Source organism: Pseudomonas sp. Pse79 (assembly GCF_024519615.1).
Lineage (GTDB): Bacteria > Pseudomonadota > Gammaproteobacteria > Pseudomonadales > Pseudomonadaceae > Aquipseudomonas > Aquipseudomonas veronii.
In genome coordinates this window covers 17,144-34,038 of sequence record NZ_JALJRR010000007.1, presented here as the reverse complement: position 1 = coordinate 34,038, position 16,895 = coordinate 17,144, and the positions used below count along the sequence as shown (strand labels likewise).

Below are 16,895 nucleotides of genomic sequence, written 5' to 3'. Positions count from 1 at the left end.
ACTATATAGTTGGCCGAGGGTTTTTACGCGGGTTCGGCTGTACGATTCAGGCCAGTTCACCGCACAGATCGAGTTCCACCAGGCGCCGGATGGTCTGGGTGTCGAGCCCGGCGCCGAGCAGCGCGTTGAGTTTGCCGAACGCCGCTTCGCGGGTCATGCCGCCACCGGACAGCACGCCCACTGCACGCAAACGGCTGCCGGCTTCGTACACGTCCAGTTCCACGCCGCCCTCATGGCATTGGGTGATCGCGACCACGACCACGCCTTGCGCCTGCGCGCGCTGGAGGCTGGCGAGGAACTCGGGGTTATCGCTGGGCCCGGTGCCGCTGCCGAAGCATTCCAGGATCAGCGCCTGCAGGCCGCTGCCGATCAAACCGTCCAGTTGGGGCGCGCCGATACCCGGCACCAACGGCAGCACACCGACATTGGCCAGGGCCTTGGGCTGACGGTAGTCCAGCGCTGCAGGAATCGACGCGGCGCGGGCCACGCCGCCCTGGCGTTGCAACGCGGCGAACGGGTGACGCCCGAAGCTGCGGACTTTCGCGCAGCGTGTCGGCGCCATCAGCGTGCCGTGGAAGTACAACTGCACACCCGGCGCCAGGCCTTGGCCCAGGGCCAGCAGCGCACCGCTGACGTTTTCCCAGGCATCGCTGTCGGGTACGCCGGCCGGGAGCATGGAGCCGGTGAACAGCACCGGCGCCGGCAGGCCCAACAGTTGGAAGCTCATGGCGGCTGCGCTGTAGGCCAAGGTGTCGGTGCCGTGCAGGATCAGCACCGCGTCGCAACCGTCGTCCACGGCTTCGACCACGGCAGTGCGCAGGCGCTGCCAGTAGGCCGGGGTCATGTTGGCGCTGTCGATCAGCGGCGACATTTCCCGGAAGCGCCATGTAGGCACCGGCTGGCTGGCGAGTTGTTCGCGCATGCGGGCTTCGAAACCGGATGCGGGGGTCAGGCCGTTGGCACTGGCTTGCATGCCGATGGTGCCGCCGGTGTAGAGCACCATGACGTTGTTAGCTGCTTGCATCGAAAATCTCCTGAACGAAAAACGCCGCCAAGCCCAGAGCATGCCCAAGGCCAGGCGGCGTGTCATCTGCGCTTAGCGTTGCGACAGTGCGATCGATTCAGCAGGCGCTTTAGCGGCAGGCTCCGGTTTCACCGGGTTGGCCGGCCAGGCCTTGTGGTCCAGGTCCAGGTCGGGGAACTGGCTGGAGTCGAACACCGGGGTCTTGATCCCCGCCGCGCGCTGGTTGTCGTAGTCATTCAGGATACGCATGGCGATCTTGAACAGGAACGCCAGGGCGAACAGGTTGACGAACGCGAGCATCGTCATGGTGATGTCGGCGAAGGCGAACACGGTGCTCAGGTTCTCGATCGAACCCCAGAAAATCAGCACCAGCACCAACGCGCGGTAGCCCATCAGCACCTTGCGGTTGTTGCCGACCAGGAAGCGCAGGTTGCTCTCGCCGAGGTAGTAGTTGTACATGATCGAGGTGAACACGAACAACGCCAGGGCCACCGAGATGAACATCCGGCCCCAGTCGCCGACTACGGCTGCCAGGGAGTTCTGGGTCAGGGCAATGCCGTCGCCTTCAAAGCCCGGGGTGTAGAAACCGGAGAGCAGGATCAGCAAGGCGGTGCAGGTGCAGATCACGAAAGTATCGAGGAACACGCTGAACGCTTGCACCACGCCTTGGGCGATCGGATGTTCCACCGACGCGACCGCCGCCACGTTAGGCGCACTGCCCAAACCGGCTTCGTTGGCGAATACGCCGCGCTTCACACCCATGATGATCGCACTGCCCACCAGGCCGCCGAAGGCCTGGTCGAGGCCGAACGCGCTCTTGACGATGGTCGCGAGCATGGCCGGCACGTGGTCGAATTGCAGCACGATCACGTAGAGGGTCACGGCGATGTAGACCAGGGTCTTGACCGGCACCAGCAGGTCGGCGATCGAGGCGATCCGCTTGATCCCGCCGATGAACACCAGGCCCAGCAATGCCGCCAGGGCCAGGCCGGTGTAGGTGGTGTCGAGGCCGAAGGCGTTGTTCAGCGAATGCGTCACGGCATGGGCTTGCAGGCCGTTGAAGGCAAAACCGAAAGTCACCAGCAGCAGGAACGCCATCACCATGCCCAGCCAGCGCTTGTGCAGGCCGTGCTGGATGTAATAAGCCGGGCCGCCGCGGAAGGTGCCTTCGGCGTCGGTGCGCTTGTACAACTGGCCCAGGGAGCACTCGATAAAGCTCGAGGACATGCCCACCAACGCGGTGACCCACATCCAGAACACGGCACCGGGGCCGCCCAGGGTCACGGCAATGCCGACGCCGGCGATGTTACCGGCACCGACGCGGCCGGCCAGGCTGAGCATCAGCGCCTGGAACGAACTGAGCTGGTCGGAGCTGTTTTTCAGGCTGTCGCGAAACACCGAAAACATGTGGAAAAAGTGACGCAACTGAACGAAACGCGAGCGGATCGTGAAATAACCGCCGAGCCCGACAATGAGCACGATCAGTACTTTCCCTGAGAGGAAGTCGTTGATGACTTCGAGCATGGAGTGTTCCTCGCTGATTTTTCTAATGGCAAACGCAGGACGGTTCGACGCTGTCACTTGGCACCAGGCAGTGCGCGACGGTTCGACCCGATCCTTTTGCGGGTGTTGTTATTCATGCGTTTTCGCGTGTGTCCGGGCCTCGTTACCGATGGCCGCTGGCGCGAAGAGGGGCGGCACTATACCTAGGCGAACGTGATCCGTCTGCCTGGGCTGATTAAAGGTTTCAGCCAGGGTGTGGCGGGCAGGGGCGATATTGGAATTTTTATGGGCGTCATTTCACAACCTTGAGGCAAAAAAAAGGGCCTGAAGAACGAGCCTTCAGGCCCTCAAAAGGTGAGAGGTGTCTAGTCCCTCAACCTGGTGAGCGGTGCAACAAACGCTTAGGCCTTCAGCGGGACCAAACGTGGAGCAATCATGTTTTCGGGGCGCAGGATGTCGTCGAGCATGGCGTCGTCGAGCAAGCCTTCTTCGCGCACCAGTTCCAGCACGCCGCGGCCGCTTTCGAGGGCGATACGCGCGATGCGGGTGGCGTTTTCATAGCCGATGTACGGGTTCAGCGCGGTGACCAGGCCGATGGAGTGCTCCACCAGCTCGCGGCAGCGGGCTTCGTTGGCGGTGATGCCGACGATGCAGTGCTCGCGCAGCATGTCCATGGCCCGTTGCAGCAGGCGGATCGAGTCGAAGATCTTGAAGGCGATCAACGGTTCCATCACGTTCAACTGCAGTTGGCCGCCTTCGGCTGCCATGGTCAGGGCCAGGTCGTTGCCGATCACTTGGAAGGCCACTTGGTTGACGGCTTCCGGGATCACCGGGTTGACCTTGCCAGGCATGATCGAGCTGCCAGGCTGGCGGGCCGGCAGGTTGATCTCGTTGATGCCGGTACGTGGGCCGCTGGACAGCAGGCGCAGGTCGTTGCAGATCTTCGACAGCTTCACCGCGGTACGCTTGAGCATGCCGGAGAACAATACGAAGGCGCCCATGTCGGAGGTGGCTTCGATCAAGTCCGCCGCCGGCACCAGTGGCTGGCCGCTGATGGTGGCCAGGCGTTGTACGGCCAGGGCCTGGTAGCGCGGGTCGGCGTTGATGCCGGTGCCGATGGCGGTGCCGCCCAGGTTCACTTCGGTCAACAGCTCCGGCGCCAGGGTTTTCAGGCGGGCCAGGTCTTCGTTGAGGGTGGTGGCAAAGGCGCGGAATTCCTGGCCGAGGGTCATCGGCACGGCGTCTTGCAACTGGGTGCGGCCCATTTTCAGTACATGGTTGAACTCGACACCCTTGGCGGCGAACGCCTGGATCAGGCTGTCGAGGCTGGCCAGCAGCGCGTCATGGCCCAACAGCAGACCCAGGCGGATCGCGGTCGGGTAGGCGTCGTTGGTCGACTGCGCCATGTTCACGTCGTTGTTCGGGTGCAGGTACTGGTACTCGCCCTTGTTGTGGCCCATGGCCTCCAACGCGATGTTGGCGATGACTTCGTTGGCATTCATGTTGGTTGAAGTGCCAGCGCCGCCTTGAATCATGTCCACCACGAACTCTTCGTGGAAGTCGCCGCGGATCAGGCGGGCACAGGCTTCGCTGATCGCAGCGTGCTTGGCTTCGCTGAGCTGGCCCAACTCGCGGTTGGCGTCAGCGGCGGCTTGCTTGACCATTGCCAGGCCGACCACCAATTTCGGGTAATGCGAAATCGGAACGCCCGAGAGGCGGAAGTTATTCACCGCTCGCAGGGTCTGGATGCCGTAATACGCTTGAGCAGGTACTTCGAGTACGCCAAGCAGGTCTTTTTCTGTGCGGAATGATGCAGCGGAGGACATGACGGAAATCATCTCGATATGGACCCGGAACTGGCCGGAACGCTGTGAATGCTAGGCTTGTGGAAGTTTTTGGGCCAATGCTGTTAAACACTGGCCTATGCACAAACGGCATAATAGGCGTGTGACCCGGCTATCATGGCGGGCGTGTGTGCCAAAATGGTGCATACCCGTGGGAGGAACTGATGAACCTTGAGAGCAAATGGCTGGAAGACTTCAGCGCCCTGGCGGCGACGCGCAGCTTTTCCCAGGCTGCTGAGCGGCGCTTTGTCACCCAGCCGGCGTTCAGTCGACGTATCCGCAGCCTCGAAGCCGCGCTGGGCCTGACCCTGGTCAACCGCTCGCGCACGCCGGTGGAATTGACGGCTGCGGGGCAGTTGTTCCTGGTGACCGCGCGCACGGTGGTCGAGCAGCTCGGTGAAGTACTGCGCCATTTGCACCATCTGGAAGGCGGGCAGGGCGAAGTCATGCAAGTGGCGGCGGCCCACTCCCTGGCGCTGGGCTTCTTCCCGCGCTGGATCGCGCAGTTGCGCAACGAAGGTCTGAACATTGCCACCCGGCTGGTCGCCACCAACGTCGGTGATGCCGTGCATGCCCTGCGCGAAGGCGGCTGCGATTTGATGCTGGCGTTCTACGACCCCGACGCGGCAATGCAGATGGACCCGGAGATCTTCCCGTCACTGCACCTGGGCAATACCGAAATGCTCCCGGTGTGCGCCGCCGATGCCGAGGGCAAACCACTGTTCGACCTGGAAGGTGAAGGCAGTGTGCCGCTGTTGGCCTACAGCGCCGGGGCATTTCTGGGGCGTTCGGTGAACCTGCTGTTGCGCCAACGTGCCCTGCGCTTCACCACGGTTTACGAAACCGCGATGGCCGACAGCCTCAAAAGCATGGCCCTGGAAGGCCTGGGCATCGCCTGGGTGCCGCAACTGAGCGTGCGTGCCGAGTTGGCCCGGGGTGAGCTGGTGGTCTGCGGCGGTCCGCAGTGGCATGTGCCGTTGGAGATTCGTTTGTACCGCTGTGCCTTGGTGCGTAAGGCAAACGTGCGGTTGTTGTGGCGCAAGCTGGAAGGTGGAGCCGCGCAGAATACGTGAGTCCAGCACCGCTTAACTGTGGGAGGGGTTTTGTGGGGTTTTCGCTGACTCTTAAGTCAATAAAACCGCCGGTTTGCGCCGCTAGACAGATGGTCATTCCAGGGGCTGTTTATCTGCGTTATTACGGTATACTGCGCGGCCTTCGGCCGGTCCAACCGGCCAAATTTCGTACACCAAGCCACGCCGGATTTCCCGCGTGGCTTGTTGTTTTTTGACGCGCCTGCGGGCGCCCAGAGAGAAGAGGCACGACGATGAGTGCATTGGTTGGCGTGATCATGGGCTCCAAGTCCGATTGGTCCACCCTTAGCCACACCGCCGATATGCTGGAAAAACTCGGCATTCCGTATGAAGTGAAAGTGGTCTCTGCCCACCGCACCCCGGATTTGCTGTTCCAGTATGCCGATGAAGCAGAATCCCGTGGCATCGAGGTGATCATCGCCGGTGCCGGCGGTGCAGCGCACCTGCCAGGCATGTGTGCGGCCAAGACCCACCTGCCGGTACTCGGCGTGCCGGTGCAGTCGTCGATGCTCTCGGGCGTGGATTCGCTGTTGTCCATCGTGCAGATGCCGGCCGGTATCCCGGTGGCGACCCTGGCGATCGGCAAGGCCGGCGCGATCAACGCCGCCTTGCTGTCCGCCAGCATCCTGGGCGCCAAGCACCCGCAGTTCCACGCGATGCTGAAAAAATTCCGTGCTGAGCAGACAGACAGCGTGCTGGACAATCCAGACCCACGTATCGCCTGAGGTTGTTGACGATGAAAATCGGTGTAATCGGTGGCGGCCAACTGGGTCGCATGCTGGCCCTGGCGGGAACGCCGCTGGGGATGAACTTCGCTTTCCTGGACCCGGCGCCGGATGCCTGTGCGGCCGCGTTGGGTGAACACCTGCGCGCTGACTACAGCGACCCGGACCACCTGCGCCAACTGGCCGAAGAAGTCGACCTGGTGACCTTCGAGTTCGAAAGCGTCCCGGCCGAAACCGTGGCCTTCCTCTCGCAGTTCGTGCCGGTCTACCCGAGCGCCGAAGCCTTGCGCATCGCCCGTGACCGCTGGTTCGAGAAGAGCATGTTCAAGGACCTGGGCATTCCGACCCCGGCCTTCGCCGATATCCAGTCCCAGGCGGACCTGGACGCCGCCGTCGCCAGCATCGGCCTGCCGGCCGTGCTGAAAACCCGTACCCTGGGTTACGACGGCAAGGGCCAGAAAGTCCTGCGCACCGCCGCCGATGTGGTCGGCACCTTCGCCGAACTGGGCAGCGTGGCCTGCCTGTTGGAAGGCTTCGTGCCGTTCACCGGCGAAGTTTCGCTGATCGCCGTGCGTGCCCGCGATGGCGAGACCCGCTTCTACCCGTTGGTCCACAACACCCACGACAACGGCATTCTCAAACTGTCCGTGGCCAGCACCGACCATCCGTTGCAGGCCCTGGCCGAAGACTATTCCAGCCGTGTGCTCAAGCAGCTGGAATATGTCGGCGTGATGGCGTTCGAGTTCTTTGAAGTCGACGGTGGCCTGAAGGCCAACGAAATCGCCCCGCGTGTGCACAACTCCGGGCACTGGACCACCGAAGGCGCCGAGTGCAGCCAGTTCGAGAACCACCTGCGCGCGGTGGCGGGCTTGCCGCTGGGCTCCACAGCCAAGGTGGGCGAGAGCGCCATGCTCAACTTCATCGGCGTGGTCCCGCCGGTTGAAAAAGTCATCGCCATCGACGACTGCCACCTGCATCACTACGGCAAGGCTTTCAAGACCGGGCGCAAGGTCGGCCACGCCAACCTGCGTTGCCAGGACCGCGCGACGCTGCAAGCGCAGATCCTCAAGGTCGAAGCGTTGATCGCCGAGCAATAATCCCGGGGGCGGCGGGAACCATTGGTGGCCGCCGTCTCTCTGATTGCAGGATGATAAAGCCTGGCTAGGCTTTTTCATGACTCACATTCAATCAGAGGGAAATGCCATGGGTATCATCGGAACCATCTTTATCGGCCTGATCGTCGGCCTGCTGGCGCGTTTCCTCAAGCCCGGCGACGACAGCATGGGCTGGATCATGACCATCCTGCTGGGTATCGCCGGCTCCCTTGCCGCCACCTACGGCGGTCAGGCACTGGGTATCTACCAGGCAGGCCAGGGCGCGGGTTTCATCGGCGCATTGGTAGGTGCCATTGTGCTGCTGGTGATCTACGGCCTGATCAAAAAGAACTAATCGAGCGACAAAGTCCTCTGCGCTGCGCAGGCGCAGAGGGCTAGAATGCCGGCACTGTTTACCTTGTCGAGCTCCTCCATGCGCCGTCTCCTCTTGATGTTTCTCCTGCTGGGCCCAGGCCTGGCTCATGCTGGCGAACTGCCGGAAACCGACTGGCTCGACCTGATGCCGCTGTCGGACCAGAAAGCCCTCGAACAAATGCCGGAAATCGACCACAACTCCCCCGAAGCCCAGGGCACCTTTACCGACAAAGGTGGCTTGAAGCAGAGCAAAGGGTTGCCGGCGGTGATGTATTCCACCAAGACCGTGGCCGCCATGAACGGCAAGAACATCCGCATCGGCGGTTACCCGGTGCCCTTGGAAACCGACGCCAAGGGCCGCAGCACCCTGTTTTTCCTGGTGCCGTACCCAGGCGCGTGCATCCACGTGCCGCCACCGCCGCCGAACCAATTGGTGCTGGTGCGTTACCCCAAGGGGTTGAAGCTGGATGATATCTACACGCCGCTGTGGGTCACGGGCACGTTGAAGGTGGAGACGGTCAATAACGACCTGGCCGATGCGGCGTATGCGCTGGATGCGGGGAAGGTGCGGGTGGTGAAGGAGTCGGATCTCTAAACCACAACACCGACCAATGTGGGAGGGAGCAACACCCCCTCCCACATTTTGATTGGGTTTACAAAGCGCTACTGGTGATGCTCACGCCCAAGGTGTGGCTTTCGCCCGGCGCCAGCGTCACCACGTCATCCAGCACATTCGCCGTCTCGATGCACAGCATGCCCTGCCAGCCGTCGTCGGCCATGTCGTCGAAGGCCTTGGCACGTTCGGTCCAGGGGTTCCAGATCACGGTCGAGTGGGAGCCTTCGCTGCTGAGCCGGACGCGCCGCTGCCAGTCGTTATCGACGATGTGCAACTGCGCGGGGGTGTCGAGGTAGATGCGGTCGGTCTCGGCGCCGAAGTGCAGCGGCCCAGCCTGTTGCCGGGTGGCCCAGCCGTCGGCGGTATCGATATACGCAAGCCCGTCCAGGCCCTCGACCTTCACGTTGCGCACATCGCTCACGGCGAAGTAGGTGTGCAACGCCTGGCTGAGGGTCACGGTGTCGGTGCCACGGTTATGACTGGTCAGGCCGATGTGCAGGTGATCGTCCAGGCGCAGGCTCAGCTTCAGGTCGACCTGATGCCGCCAGCCGGGGAAGCCGCCCGCGGGCACGGGGAGCACCAGGTCGACGCGCAGGGTGTCACCTTCGAGTTCGGTGGCGGCCAATTCCCAGAGTGCAGTACGCACGAAACCGTGGGCGCCCGCGGGCTGGTCGCTCTGGCGCATGGCCTGCACGCTGTGCGGGTTTCGATCGAACACGCCGAACCACGGCCAGCACACCGGTACGCCGGTGCGGATGCCTTTGCCAGCCTTGAAGACGGCTGCCTTGTTCGGCCAGATCAGCGGCTGTTCGCCTGCGCGTTGGTAACTGAAGAGGTGCGCGCCCTGTTGGGCCACCATCAGCTCGGCGCCGTTGTGGCGGATGCGCCAGCAGTCCAGCTCGTCGATTTTCACGGATTCAACGTGGGGCGTCGGCATAACAAAGCACTCTTAATAGCAGGCAATGGGGCAATTGACCGTCAAAACCCGGCGAGGTTTAACGCGCTCGCGACGGTACCGAACGGGTGCGGCCGCTGCCATCGATGGCGACGAACACGAACACCGCCTCGGTGACCTTGCGCCATTCGCTGGACAGCGGGTCGTCGCTCCACACTTCGACCATCATCTGGATCGAGCTGCGGCCGATTTCCAGGGCCTGGGTATAGAAGGACAATTGCGCGCCCACGGCCACCGGCACCAGGAACGCCATGCGATCAATGGCCACGGTGGCGACACGCCCGCCTGCGACCTTGCTGGCCATGGCCGTACCGGCCAGGTCCATCTGCGAGACCAGCCAGCCGCCGAAGATATCGCCGAAACCGTTGGTTTCACGCGGAAGCGCGGTGATTTGCAGGGCGAGATCGCCTTGTGGGATGGGATCTTCTTGTTCGAGTTCGATCATGCCGAGGGTGCCTCTGAGCCGTGACGCTTCATGGGTGTTTCAAATGGATAGCCGTCTTGTAGAAAAACATTTCAGCACCAACGCACGACGCGAGCTGTGTTTCTCGTAAGGCGTACTAAAGGGAAACTCTGCCAAACCGGCTGGATGGCACCCAACGGCGTTTTGGCACAGCAGCCCCTCAAGACTGCGGGTCTGGCGCTTGCAGGGGCCGAGTATATCGAGACGCTGGCGTCGCGACGACCTCTCGGCGCTCATTTGGTCGGTAAATAGACGCTGTAACGGAGCTTTTTCCGGCAACTGTTCTCCTGCCCTGGTTGACCGACTCCCTGCGCCGTGAATAGTTCACCGCGCTGCGCTATCAACCGTTCGACGCTGTGCTTTTTCCGGCGATTTGCTATCTTGCCAGACCGCCGCAAGTCCAGGGCGTGCCGTCTTTATTACGCTGATTACTATAAGAGAAGCCTTGCCATGTCCTCCGTGCCCGCAAGCAGTGCGCAACCGTCGCGCCCGCTGACCCGCAACGACTACAAAACCCTGTCGCTGTCTGCCTTGGGCGGGGCGCTGGAGTTCTACGACTTCATCATCTTCGTGTTTTTCGCCACCGTGGTCGGAAAACTGTTCTTCCCCGCCGACATGCCCGAGTGGCTGCGCATGATGCAGACCTTCGGCATCTTCGCCGCCGGTTACCTGGCGCGGCCCCTGGGCGGCATCATCATGGCGCACTTCGGTGACCTGCTGGGGCGCAAGAAAATGTTCACCCTGAGCATCTTCATGATGGCCGTGCCGACCCTGATCATGGGCCTGCTGCCGACCTACGCGCAGATCGGCCTGTGGGCGCCGATCCTGTTGCTGTTGATGCGCGTGATCCAGGGCGCGGCGATCGGCGGCGAAGTCCCGGGCGCCTGGGTGTTCGTCTCCGAACACGTTCCGCCACGCCACATCGGCTACGCCTGCGGCACCCTGACCAGCGGCCTCACCGCCGGCATCCTGTTGGGTTCGCTGGTGGCCACCGCCATCAACACGCTCTACAGCCCGGAGCAGGTCTCCGATTACGCCTGGCGTATCCCGTTCCTGCTCGGCGGTGTGTTCGGCCTGCTGTCGGTGTACTTGCGCCGCTGGCTGCATGAAACGCCGATCTTCGCCGAGATGCAGCAACGCAAGGCTCTGGCCGCCGAACTGCCGCTGCGCGCGGTGCTGCGCGACCACCGTGGCGCCATCGTGCTGTCGATGCTGCTGACCTGGCTGCTGTCGGCCGGCGTGGTAGTCGTCATCCTGATGACCCCGACCGTGCTGCAGACCCTCTACCACTTCAGCCCGACCGTTGCGCTGCAAGCCAACAGCCTGGCCATCGTGACCCTGAGCCTGGGCTGCATTGCCTCCGGCGCCCTGGCCGACCGCTTCGGTGCCGGCCGCATACTGGTGGTCGGTTGTGCACTGTTGCTGGCGACCTCCTGGACGCTGTATCACAGCCTGCTGGACCACCCTGACTGGCTGTTCCCGCTGTACGCCCTGACCGGCCTGTTTGTCGGCACCATCGGCGTGGTGCCCTACGTGATGGTGAAAGCCTTCCCACCGGTGGTGCGCTTCAGCGGGTTGTCGTTCTCCTACAACGTGGCCTATGCCGTGTTCGGCGGGCTGACGCCGTTGGCGGTGTCGCTGCTGATGAAAGAAAGCCCGATGGGCCCGGCCTACTACGTTGCCGTCCTGTGCGTGATGGGGATGGGGGTGGGTGGGTATCTGTGGAAGCGCGGCAGGTAATCAGCTATCTGAAGATCGTTCCTACGCAGTTGCGTAGGAGCGATCATAAATTACAGAGTGTTTCCGAATCATCGTTTCAACCGCCCCGACGTCCTCGCCACCCCCGTTTTTTCGGCACTTGCCGCTTCTGGCCGCTTTTTCCCCCAATACTGGCCTTTCATCTAATTGTCATATTCCAGACATAGAGTGTTCACACGGCCTATCAATACTTGGCCCCGATCCAACTATCCCTATCTGCTAGGAGTAAGGCATGAAACTGAAGCGTTTGATGGCGGCAATGACTTTTGTCGCTGCTGGCGTTGCGACTGCCCACGCGGTGGCCGCTGGTGTTGACCCGGCTATTCCGGCTTATACGAAGACCACTGGTGTGTCGGGCAACTTGTCCAGCGTCGGTTCCGATACCCTGGCTAACCTGATGACCCTGTGGGCCGAGGGTTACAAAAAGGAATACCCGAACGTCAACATCCAGATTCAAGCTGCTGGTTCTGCCACTGCGCCACCTGCGCTGACTGAAGGCACCTCCAACCTGGGCCCGATGAGCCGCAAGATGAAGGACACCGAACTGGCGGCCTTCGAGCAGAAGTACGGCTACAAGCCAACCGCTATCCCGGTTGCCGTGGATGCCCTGGCCGTGTTCGTGCACAAGGACAACCCGATCAAGCACCTGACCATGGAACAAGTCGACGCGATCTTCTCCTCGACTCGCCTGTGCGGTGCCAAAGCCGACGTCAAAACCTGGGGCGACCTGGGTGTGACCGGCGACCTGGCCAACAAGCCAGTGCAACTGTTCGGTCGTAACTCGGTATCCGGCACCTACGGCTACTTCAAAGAAGAAGCCCTGTGCAAAGGCGACTACAAGCCTAACGTGAACGAACAACCAGGCTCGGCTTCGGTCGTGCAGTCGATCAGCTCCTCGCTGAACGGCATCGGTTACTCGGGCATCGGCTACAAGACCGCCAGCGTGAAGACCGTGGCCCTGGCCAAGAAAGGCAGCACTGACTTCATCGAAGACAGCGAAGAAAACGCCCTGAACGGCAAATACCCGCTGTCGCGTTTCCTCTACGTTTACGTCAACAAAGCCCCGAACAAGCCGCTGGCACCGCTGGAAGCCGAGTTCGTGAAGCTGGTTCTGTCCAAGCAGGGCCAGGAAGTTGTGGTCAAGGACGGCTACATCCCACTGCCAGCCAAAGTTGCCGCCAAGGCACTGGCTGACCTGGGTCTGAAAGAAGGCAACTAAGTTGCTGGGCCGGGTAAAACCGGCCGTTCTGTAGGAGCGGGCTTGCTCGCGAAAGATGATAGAGCACTGCGTTTATTCAGAAGCAGCGCGTTATCGTTAACGCTCTTCGCGAGCAAGCTCGCTCCTACAGAAACTCCTAATTTTTAGTCCGCTGCCGGCTTTGCCATGCGGCGGATTTCTTGCGTCACTGCATTGTCATCTTTCTGTCATACAGGACCGCTAGGGTGTGCGCATGAATGATCTGGCCAATTCCACTATGACGACGACTTCTCCCCCCAAGCGTATTGACTTCAATACGCCTGAGTTGCAACGCAAGCGCCGCATTCGCGCGCTCAAGGATCGCCTGACCCGTTGGTACGTGCTGATCGGCGGCCTCGCCGTCCTCGGCGCTATCACTCTGATCTTCTTCTTCCTGGCCTACGTGGTCGCGCCCTTGTTCCAGGGCGCCTCGCTGACCAAGGAAGCCGCGCTGACACCGGCGTGGATACAAGACGCGGGCAAGCCGTTGATGATCTCGCTGGAAGAACAGAACCAAGTCGCCATGCGGGTTTCCGACAAAGGCCAGGCGCTGTTCTTCGACGTGAGCACCGGCGCCGAACTCAAGCGCATCGACCTGCCGCTGGCGGCTGGCGTCAGCGTCGTGTCGATTGGTAAAGACCAGCCGGGCAGCCCGCTGGTGATCCTCGGTTTGTCCAATGGCCAGTCCCTGGTGTTCCGCCACACCTACAAGGTGTCCTACCCGGACGGCAAGAAGACCATCAGCCCGGCCATCGAATACCCTTACGGCGAAACGCCGATCGTGCTGGATGACGCCGGTCGCCCGCTGGAACACGTCGCGCTGAACGTCACCGACACCTCGCTGGTGGTGGCCGGTTCGGCCGGTTCGCACTTGAACGTGCTGTCCCTGAGCCGTGAAGAAAACATGATGACCGGCGAAGTCACCAGCGAGCAGAAGCGTATCGAGCTGCCGCAGATGACCGAGCCGGTGAAGGCGATCTTCATCGACCCACGCCAGCAATGGCTGTACGTGATCAACGGCCGTGCCCTGGCCGATGTGTTCAGCCTGCGCGACAAGAGCCTCAACGGTCGCTATAAACTGCTGGAAGACGGCGACGCCGAAATCACCGCCAGCACCCAACTGGTGGGCGGTATCTCGCTGATCGTTGGTAACTCCAAGGGCGGCCTGGCCCAGTGGTTCATGGCCCGTGACCCGGATGGCGAACAGCGCCTGAAGCAGATCCGCACCTTCGAGATGGGCACTGCGCCCATCGTTGAAATCACCGCCGAAGAACGTCGCAAGGGCTTCACCGCCCTCGACGCTTCCGGCAAGTTCGGCGTGTTCCACAGCACCGCCCACCGCACCCTGCTGGTGGACCCGGTGGTCGATGGCCAGGGCGTGTTCGGCCTGTCGCCACGGGCCAACCGTGTGATCGTCGAAGCCGACGGCAAGCTGCAACCGTTGCTGCTGGACAACCCCCACCCGGAAGTGTCGTGGAGCGCGCTGTGGAGCAAGGTCTGGTACGAAAACTACGACGAGCCTAAATACGTCTGGCAATCGACCGCCGCCAACACCGATTTCGAACCCAAGATGAGCCTCGCGCCGCTGACCTTCGGTACGCTGAAGGCCGCGTTCTACGCCATGTTGCTGGCCGCGCCGCTGGCTGTTGCCGCAGCGATCTACACTGCGTACTTCATGGCGCCGGGCCTGCGCCGCAAGGTCAAGCCGGTGATCGAGCTGATGGAAGCGATGCCGACGGTGATCCTCGGCTTCTTCGCCGGCCTGTTCCTCGCGCCGTATGTCGAAGGGCATCTACCGGGGATTTTCAGCCTGTTGATGCTGGTGCCGATTGGCATCCTGGTGGCCGGTTTTATCTTCAGCCGCCTGCCTGAGTCCATTCGCCTGCGGGTTCCCGATGGCTGGGAAAGCGCGATCCTGATCCCGGTGATCCTGTTTGTGGGCTGGCTCTCGCTGTACATGAGCCCGTACCTGGAAACCTGGTTCTTCGGCGGCGACATGCGGATGTGGATCTCCCATGACCTGGGCATCACCTATGACCAGCGCAACGCTCTGGTCGTCGGCCTGGCGATGGGGTTCGCGGTGATCCCGAACATCTACTCCATCGCCGAAGACGCCGTGTTCAGCGTGCCGCGCGGCCTGACCCTGGGCTCTTTGGCCCTGGGCGCCACGCCGTGGCAGACCATGACCCGCGTGGTCATCCTGACCGCCAGCCCGGGGATTTTCTCGGCGCTGATGATCGGCATGGGCCGCGCCGTGGGCGAGACCATGATCGTGCTGATGGCCACCGGTAACACTCCGGTGATGGAGATGAACCTGTTCGAAGGCCTGCGCACCCTGGCGGCCAACGTCGCGGTGGAAATGCCCGAGTCGGAAGTGGGCGGCAGTCACTACCGCGTGCTGTTCCTCTCGGCACTGGTGCTGCTGTTGTTCACCTTCATCATGAACACCCTCGCCGAGCTGATTCGTCAGCGTCTGCGCAAGAAATACTCGTCGCTTTAAGAAAGGTAGAAGTCTGTGAAACAGAACTCCCTGAATGGATGGTTCAAGAGCGGCGCCCCCGGCGTCTGGATCAGCGGTGGCGCGGTGTCCATCGCGGTCATCATGACCCTTGGTTTGCTGGCTGTGATTGCGGTGCGTGGTTTGGGCCACTTCTGGCCGGCTGACCTGATCCAGGCCAACTACGATGTCCCGGGCCAGGCCAACCATATCGTCATCGGCGAAGTGGTACAGAAAGAAGAAGTGCCGCGCGAGCGCCTGAAAAGCGCTGGCCTGCCCGTGCCCGACGTGGGCCCGGAATTCATGACCCGCGAGTTGATCAAAGTCGGTAACCGCGATCTGAATGGCAACGACTTCACATGGATCGTCGGCGAATGGCTGAAGAACCAGACCAAACCGCTGGAATTGATGACCATCGAGCGCCGTGAGTGGGGCAACTTCTACGGCACCCTGGTCAACGTCAAGCAGGATGGCAAGGTCATCGCCGAAGGCCAGGCTGCGTGGCCGGAGCTGCAGGCTCGGGTCGACCGCGTGAACAAGCTGGCGGCCCAGCTCAAGACCCTTGAGAAGTCCGATATCGGCGCGATCAACGCCGGTCTTGAACGTATCCGTCTGCACGGTCGCAAGCTGGAACTGGAAGGCAAGCTCGACGCCGCCGCCCAGGCCGACATGGACTCGGGCCGCGCCGAACTGAATGCCCGTTACCAGGACATCGAAGCGCGCCTGGCCGACCTGCACGCCCAATTCAACCGCGACGCCTTGACTGCCCGCGATGCGAACGGCAAGGAAGTCGAAATCGGCATCGGCAAAGTGGTCCACGCCTATCAGCCGAACGCCATGGGCACGATGACCAAGATCGGCTTCTACTTCAGCAAGGTCTGGGAATTCCTCAGCGACGACCCACGGGAAGCCAACACCGAAGGCGGGATCTTCCCGGCCATCTTCGGCACCGTGATGATGACCCTGATCATGGCGATGATCGTGACCCCGTTCGGCGTGCTGGCGGCGGTGTACCTGCGTGAATACGCCAAGCAGAACGCCCTGACGCGGATCATCCGCATCGCCGTGAACAACCTGGCGGGCGTACCGGCCATCGTTTACGGCGTGTTCGGCCTGGGCTTCTTCGTGTATGTATTGGGTGGCTCGGTTGACCGCCTGTTCTTCGCCGAAGCCCTGCCGGCCCCGACCTTCGGTACGCCGGGCCTGTTGTGGGCGTCGCTGACCCTGGCGCTGCTGGCGGTGCCGGTGGTGATCGTGGCTACCGAAGAAGGCCTGGCGCGGATTCCTCGCACTGTGCGCGAAGGCTCGCTGGCACTCGGCGCGACCAAGGCGGAAACGCTGTGGAAGATCGTGCTGCCGATGGCCAGCCCGGCGATGATGACCGGCATGATCCTCGCAGTGGCCCGTGCCGCCGGTGAAGTAGCGCCGCTGATGCTGGTGGGCGTGGTCAAGCTGGCCCCGTCGCTGCCGCTGGACGGCAACTACCCTTACTTGCACCTTGACCAGAAGATCATGCACCTGGGCTTCCATATTTATGACGTCGGCTTCCAGAGCCCCAACGTCGAGGCCGCAAGGCCGCTGGTATATGCCACCGCGCTGTTGCTGGTGCTGGTGATCGCCACGCTCAACTTGTCGGCGGTGTGGATCCGTAACCACCTGCGCGAGAAGTACAAGGCGCTGGACAGTTAATTGAAGTAAACGCGGACTAAATGT

At 62.1% G+C, this 16,895-nt stretch carries 14 protein-coding genes; 9 read left to right on the top strand and 5 right to left on the bottom strand.

Translation table 11 applies throughout. The features are described from left to right. Window positions 1-46 precede the first annotated feature (46 nt). The 3 genes from NR164_RS11065 to aspA form a co-directional block, all read right to left on the bottom strand. On the bottom strand, window positions 47-1,024 hold the full coding sequence (locus NR164_RS11065) for an asparaginase (protein WP_193040243.1): 978 nt from the start codon (window positions 1,022-1,024) through the stop codon (window positions 47-49). Window positions 1,025-1,096: 72 nt separating this feature from the next. Beyond that, window positions 1,097-2,548 carry a sodium:alanine symporter family protein gene (locus NR164_RS11060; protein WP_046381614.1) on the bottom strand — a complete coding sequence of 484 codons (1,452 nt, stop codon included), beginning with the start codon at window positions 2,546-2,548 and terminating at the stop codon, window positions 1,097-1,099. 380 nt (window positions 2,549-2,928) lie between these two features. After that, on the bottom strand, window positions 2,929-4,353 hold the full coding sequence (gene aspA / locus NR164_RS11055) for an aspartate ammonia-lyase (RefSeq protein WP_017850012.1): 1,425 nt from the start codon (window positions 4,351-4,353) through the stop codon (window positions 2,929-2,931). A gap of 182 nt (window positions 4,354-4,535) precedes the next feature. On the opposite strand from aspA, the gene NR164_RS11050 reads away from it, so the two are divergent. The 5 genes from NR164_RS11050 (at window position 4,536) to NR164_RS11030 (ending at window position 8,251) form a co-directional block, all read left to right on the top strand. Next, entirely contained in the window at window positions 4,536-5,444 is a 909-nt protein-coding gene (locus tag NR164_RS11050; RefSeq protein ID WP_017850011.1) for a LysR substrate-binding domain-containing protein, read from the top strand. 251 nt (window positions 5,445-5,695) lie between these two features. Next, a complete protein-coding gene (gene purE / locus NR164_RS11045; RefSeq protein WP_017850010.1) occupies window positions 5,696-6,187 on the top strand; it encodes a 5-(carboxyamino)imidazole ribonucleotide mutase in 492 nt (163 codons plus the stop codon). A gap of 11 nt (window positions 6,188-6,198) precedes the next feature. After that, window positions 6,199-7,284 (top strand): 5-(carboxyamino)imidazole ribonucleotide synthase, encoded by a 1,086-nt coding sequence (locus NR164_RS11040; protein WP_046381615.1) that lies wholly within the window; start codon window positions 6,199-6,201, stop codon window positions 7,282-7,284. A gap of 106 nt (window positions 7,285-7,390) precedes the next feature. Then, window positions 7,391-7,636 (top strand): GlsB/YeaQ/YmgE family stress response membrane protein, encoded by a 246-nt coding sequence (locus tag NR164_RS11035; protein ID WP_046381616.1) that lies wholly within the window; start codon window positions 7,391-7,393, stop codon window positions 7,634-7,636. A 78-nt stretch (window positions 7,637-7,714) separates the two neighbouring features. Beyond that, complete coding sequence (locus tag NR164_RS11030; RefSeq protein ID WP_017850007.1) at window positions 7,715-8,251, top strand: DUF3299 domain-containing protein; 537 nt, start codon at window positions 7,715-7,717, stop codon at window positions 8,249-8,251. A 58-nt stretch (window positions 8,252-8,309) separates the two neighbouring features. On the opposite strand, the gene NR164_RS11025 is transcribed toward NR164_RS11030, so the two are convergent. After that, window positions 8,310-9,209, bottom strand: coding sequence for a D-hexose-6-phosphate mutarotase (locus NR164_RS11025; protein WP_256822751.1), 900 nt, complete (start codon window positions 9,207-9,209; stop codon window positions 8,310-8,312). A gap of 58 nt (window positions 9,210-9,267) precedes the next feature. Beyond that, entirely contained in the window at window positions 9,268-9,672 is a 405-nt protein-coding gene (locus NR164_RS11020; RefSeq protein WP_010566936.1) for an acyl-CoA thioesterase, read from the bottom strand. A 468-nt stretch (window positions 9,673-10,140) separates the two neighbouring features. On the opposite strand from NR164_RS11020, the gene NR164_RS11015 reads away from it, so the two are divergent. From NR164_RS11015 to pstA, 4 genes are all read left to right on the top strand, one after another. Further along, window positions 10,141-11,430, top strand: a complete 1,290-nt coding sequence (locus NR164_RS11015) for an MFS transporter (protein WP_017850005.1) — start codon at window positions 10,141-10,143, stop codon at window positions 11,428-11,430. 250 nt (window positions 11,431-11,680) lie between these two features. Beyond that, the gene (locus tag NR164_RS11010; protein ID WP_017850004.1) at window positions 11,681-12,667 is read left to right on the top strand and encodes a phosphate ABC transporter substrate-binding protein PstS; all 987 of its coding nucleotides are present in this window, start codon (window positions 11,681-11,683) and stop codon (window positions 12,665-12,667) included. A 484-nt stretch (window positions 12,668-13,151) separates the two neighbouring features. Continuing rightward, entirely contained in the window at window positions 13,152-15,185 is a 2,034-nt protein-coding gene (locus tag NR164_RS11005; RefSeq protein WP_256822783.1) for an ABC transporter permease subunit, read from the top strand. Window positions 15,186-15,200: 15 nt separating this feature from the next. Continuing rightward, window positions 15,201-16,871 (top strand): phosphate ABC transporter permease PstA, encoded by a 1,671-nt coding sequence (pstA, locus tag NR164_RS11000; protein WP_046485946.1) that lies wholly within the window; start codon window positions 15,201-15,203, stop codon window positions 16,869-16,871. Window positions 16,872-16,895: the final 24 nt, after the last annotated feature.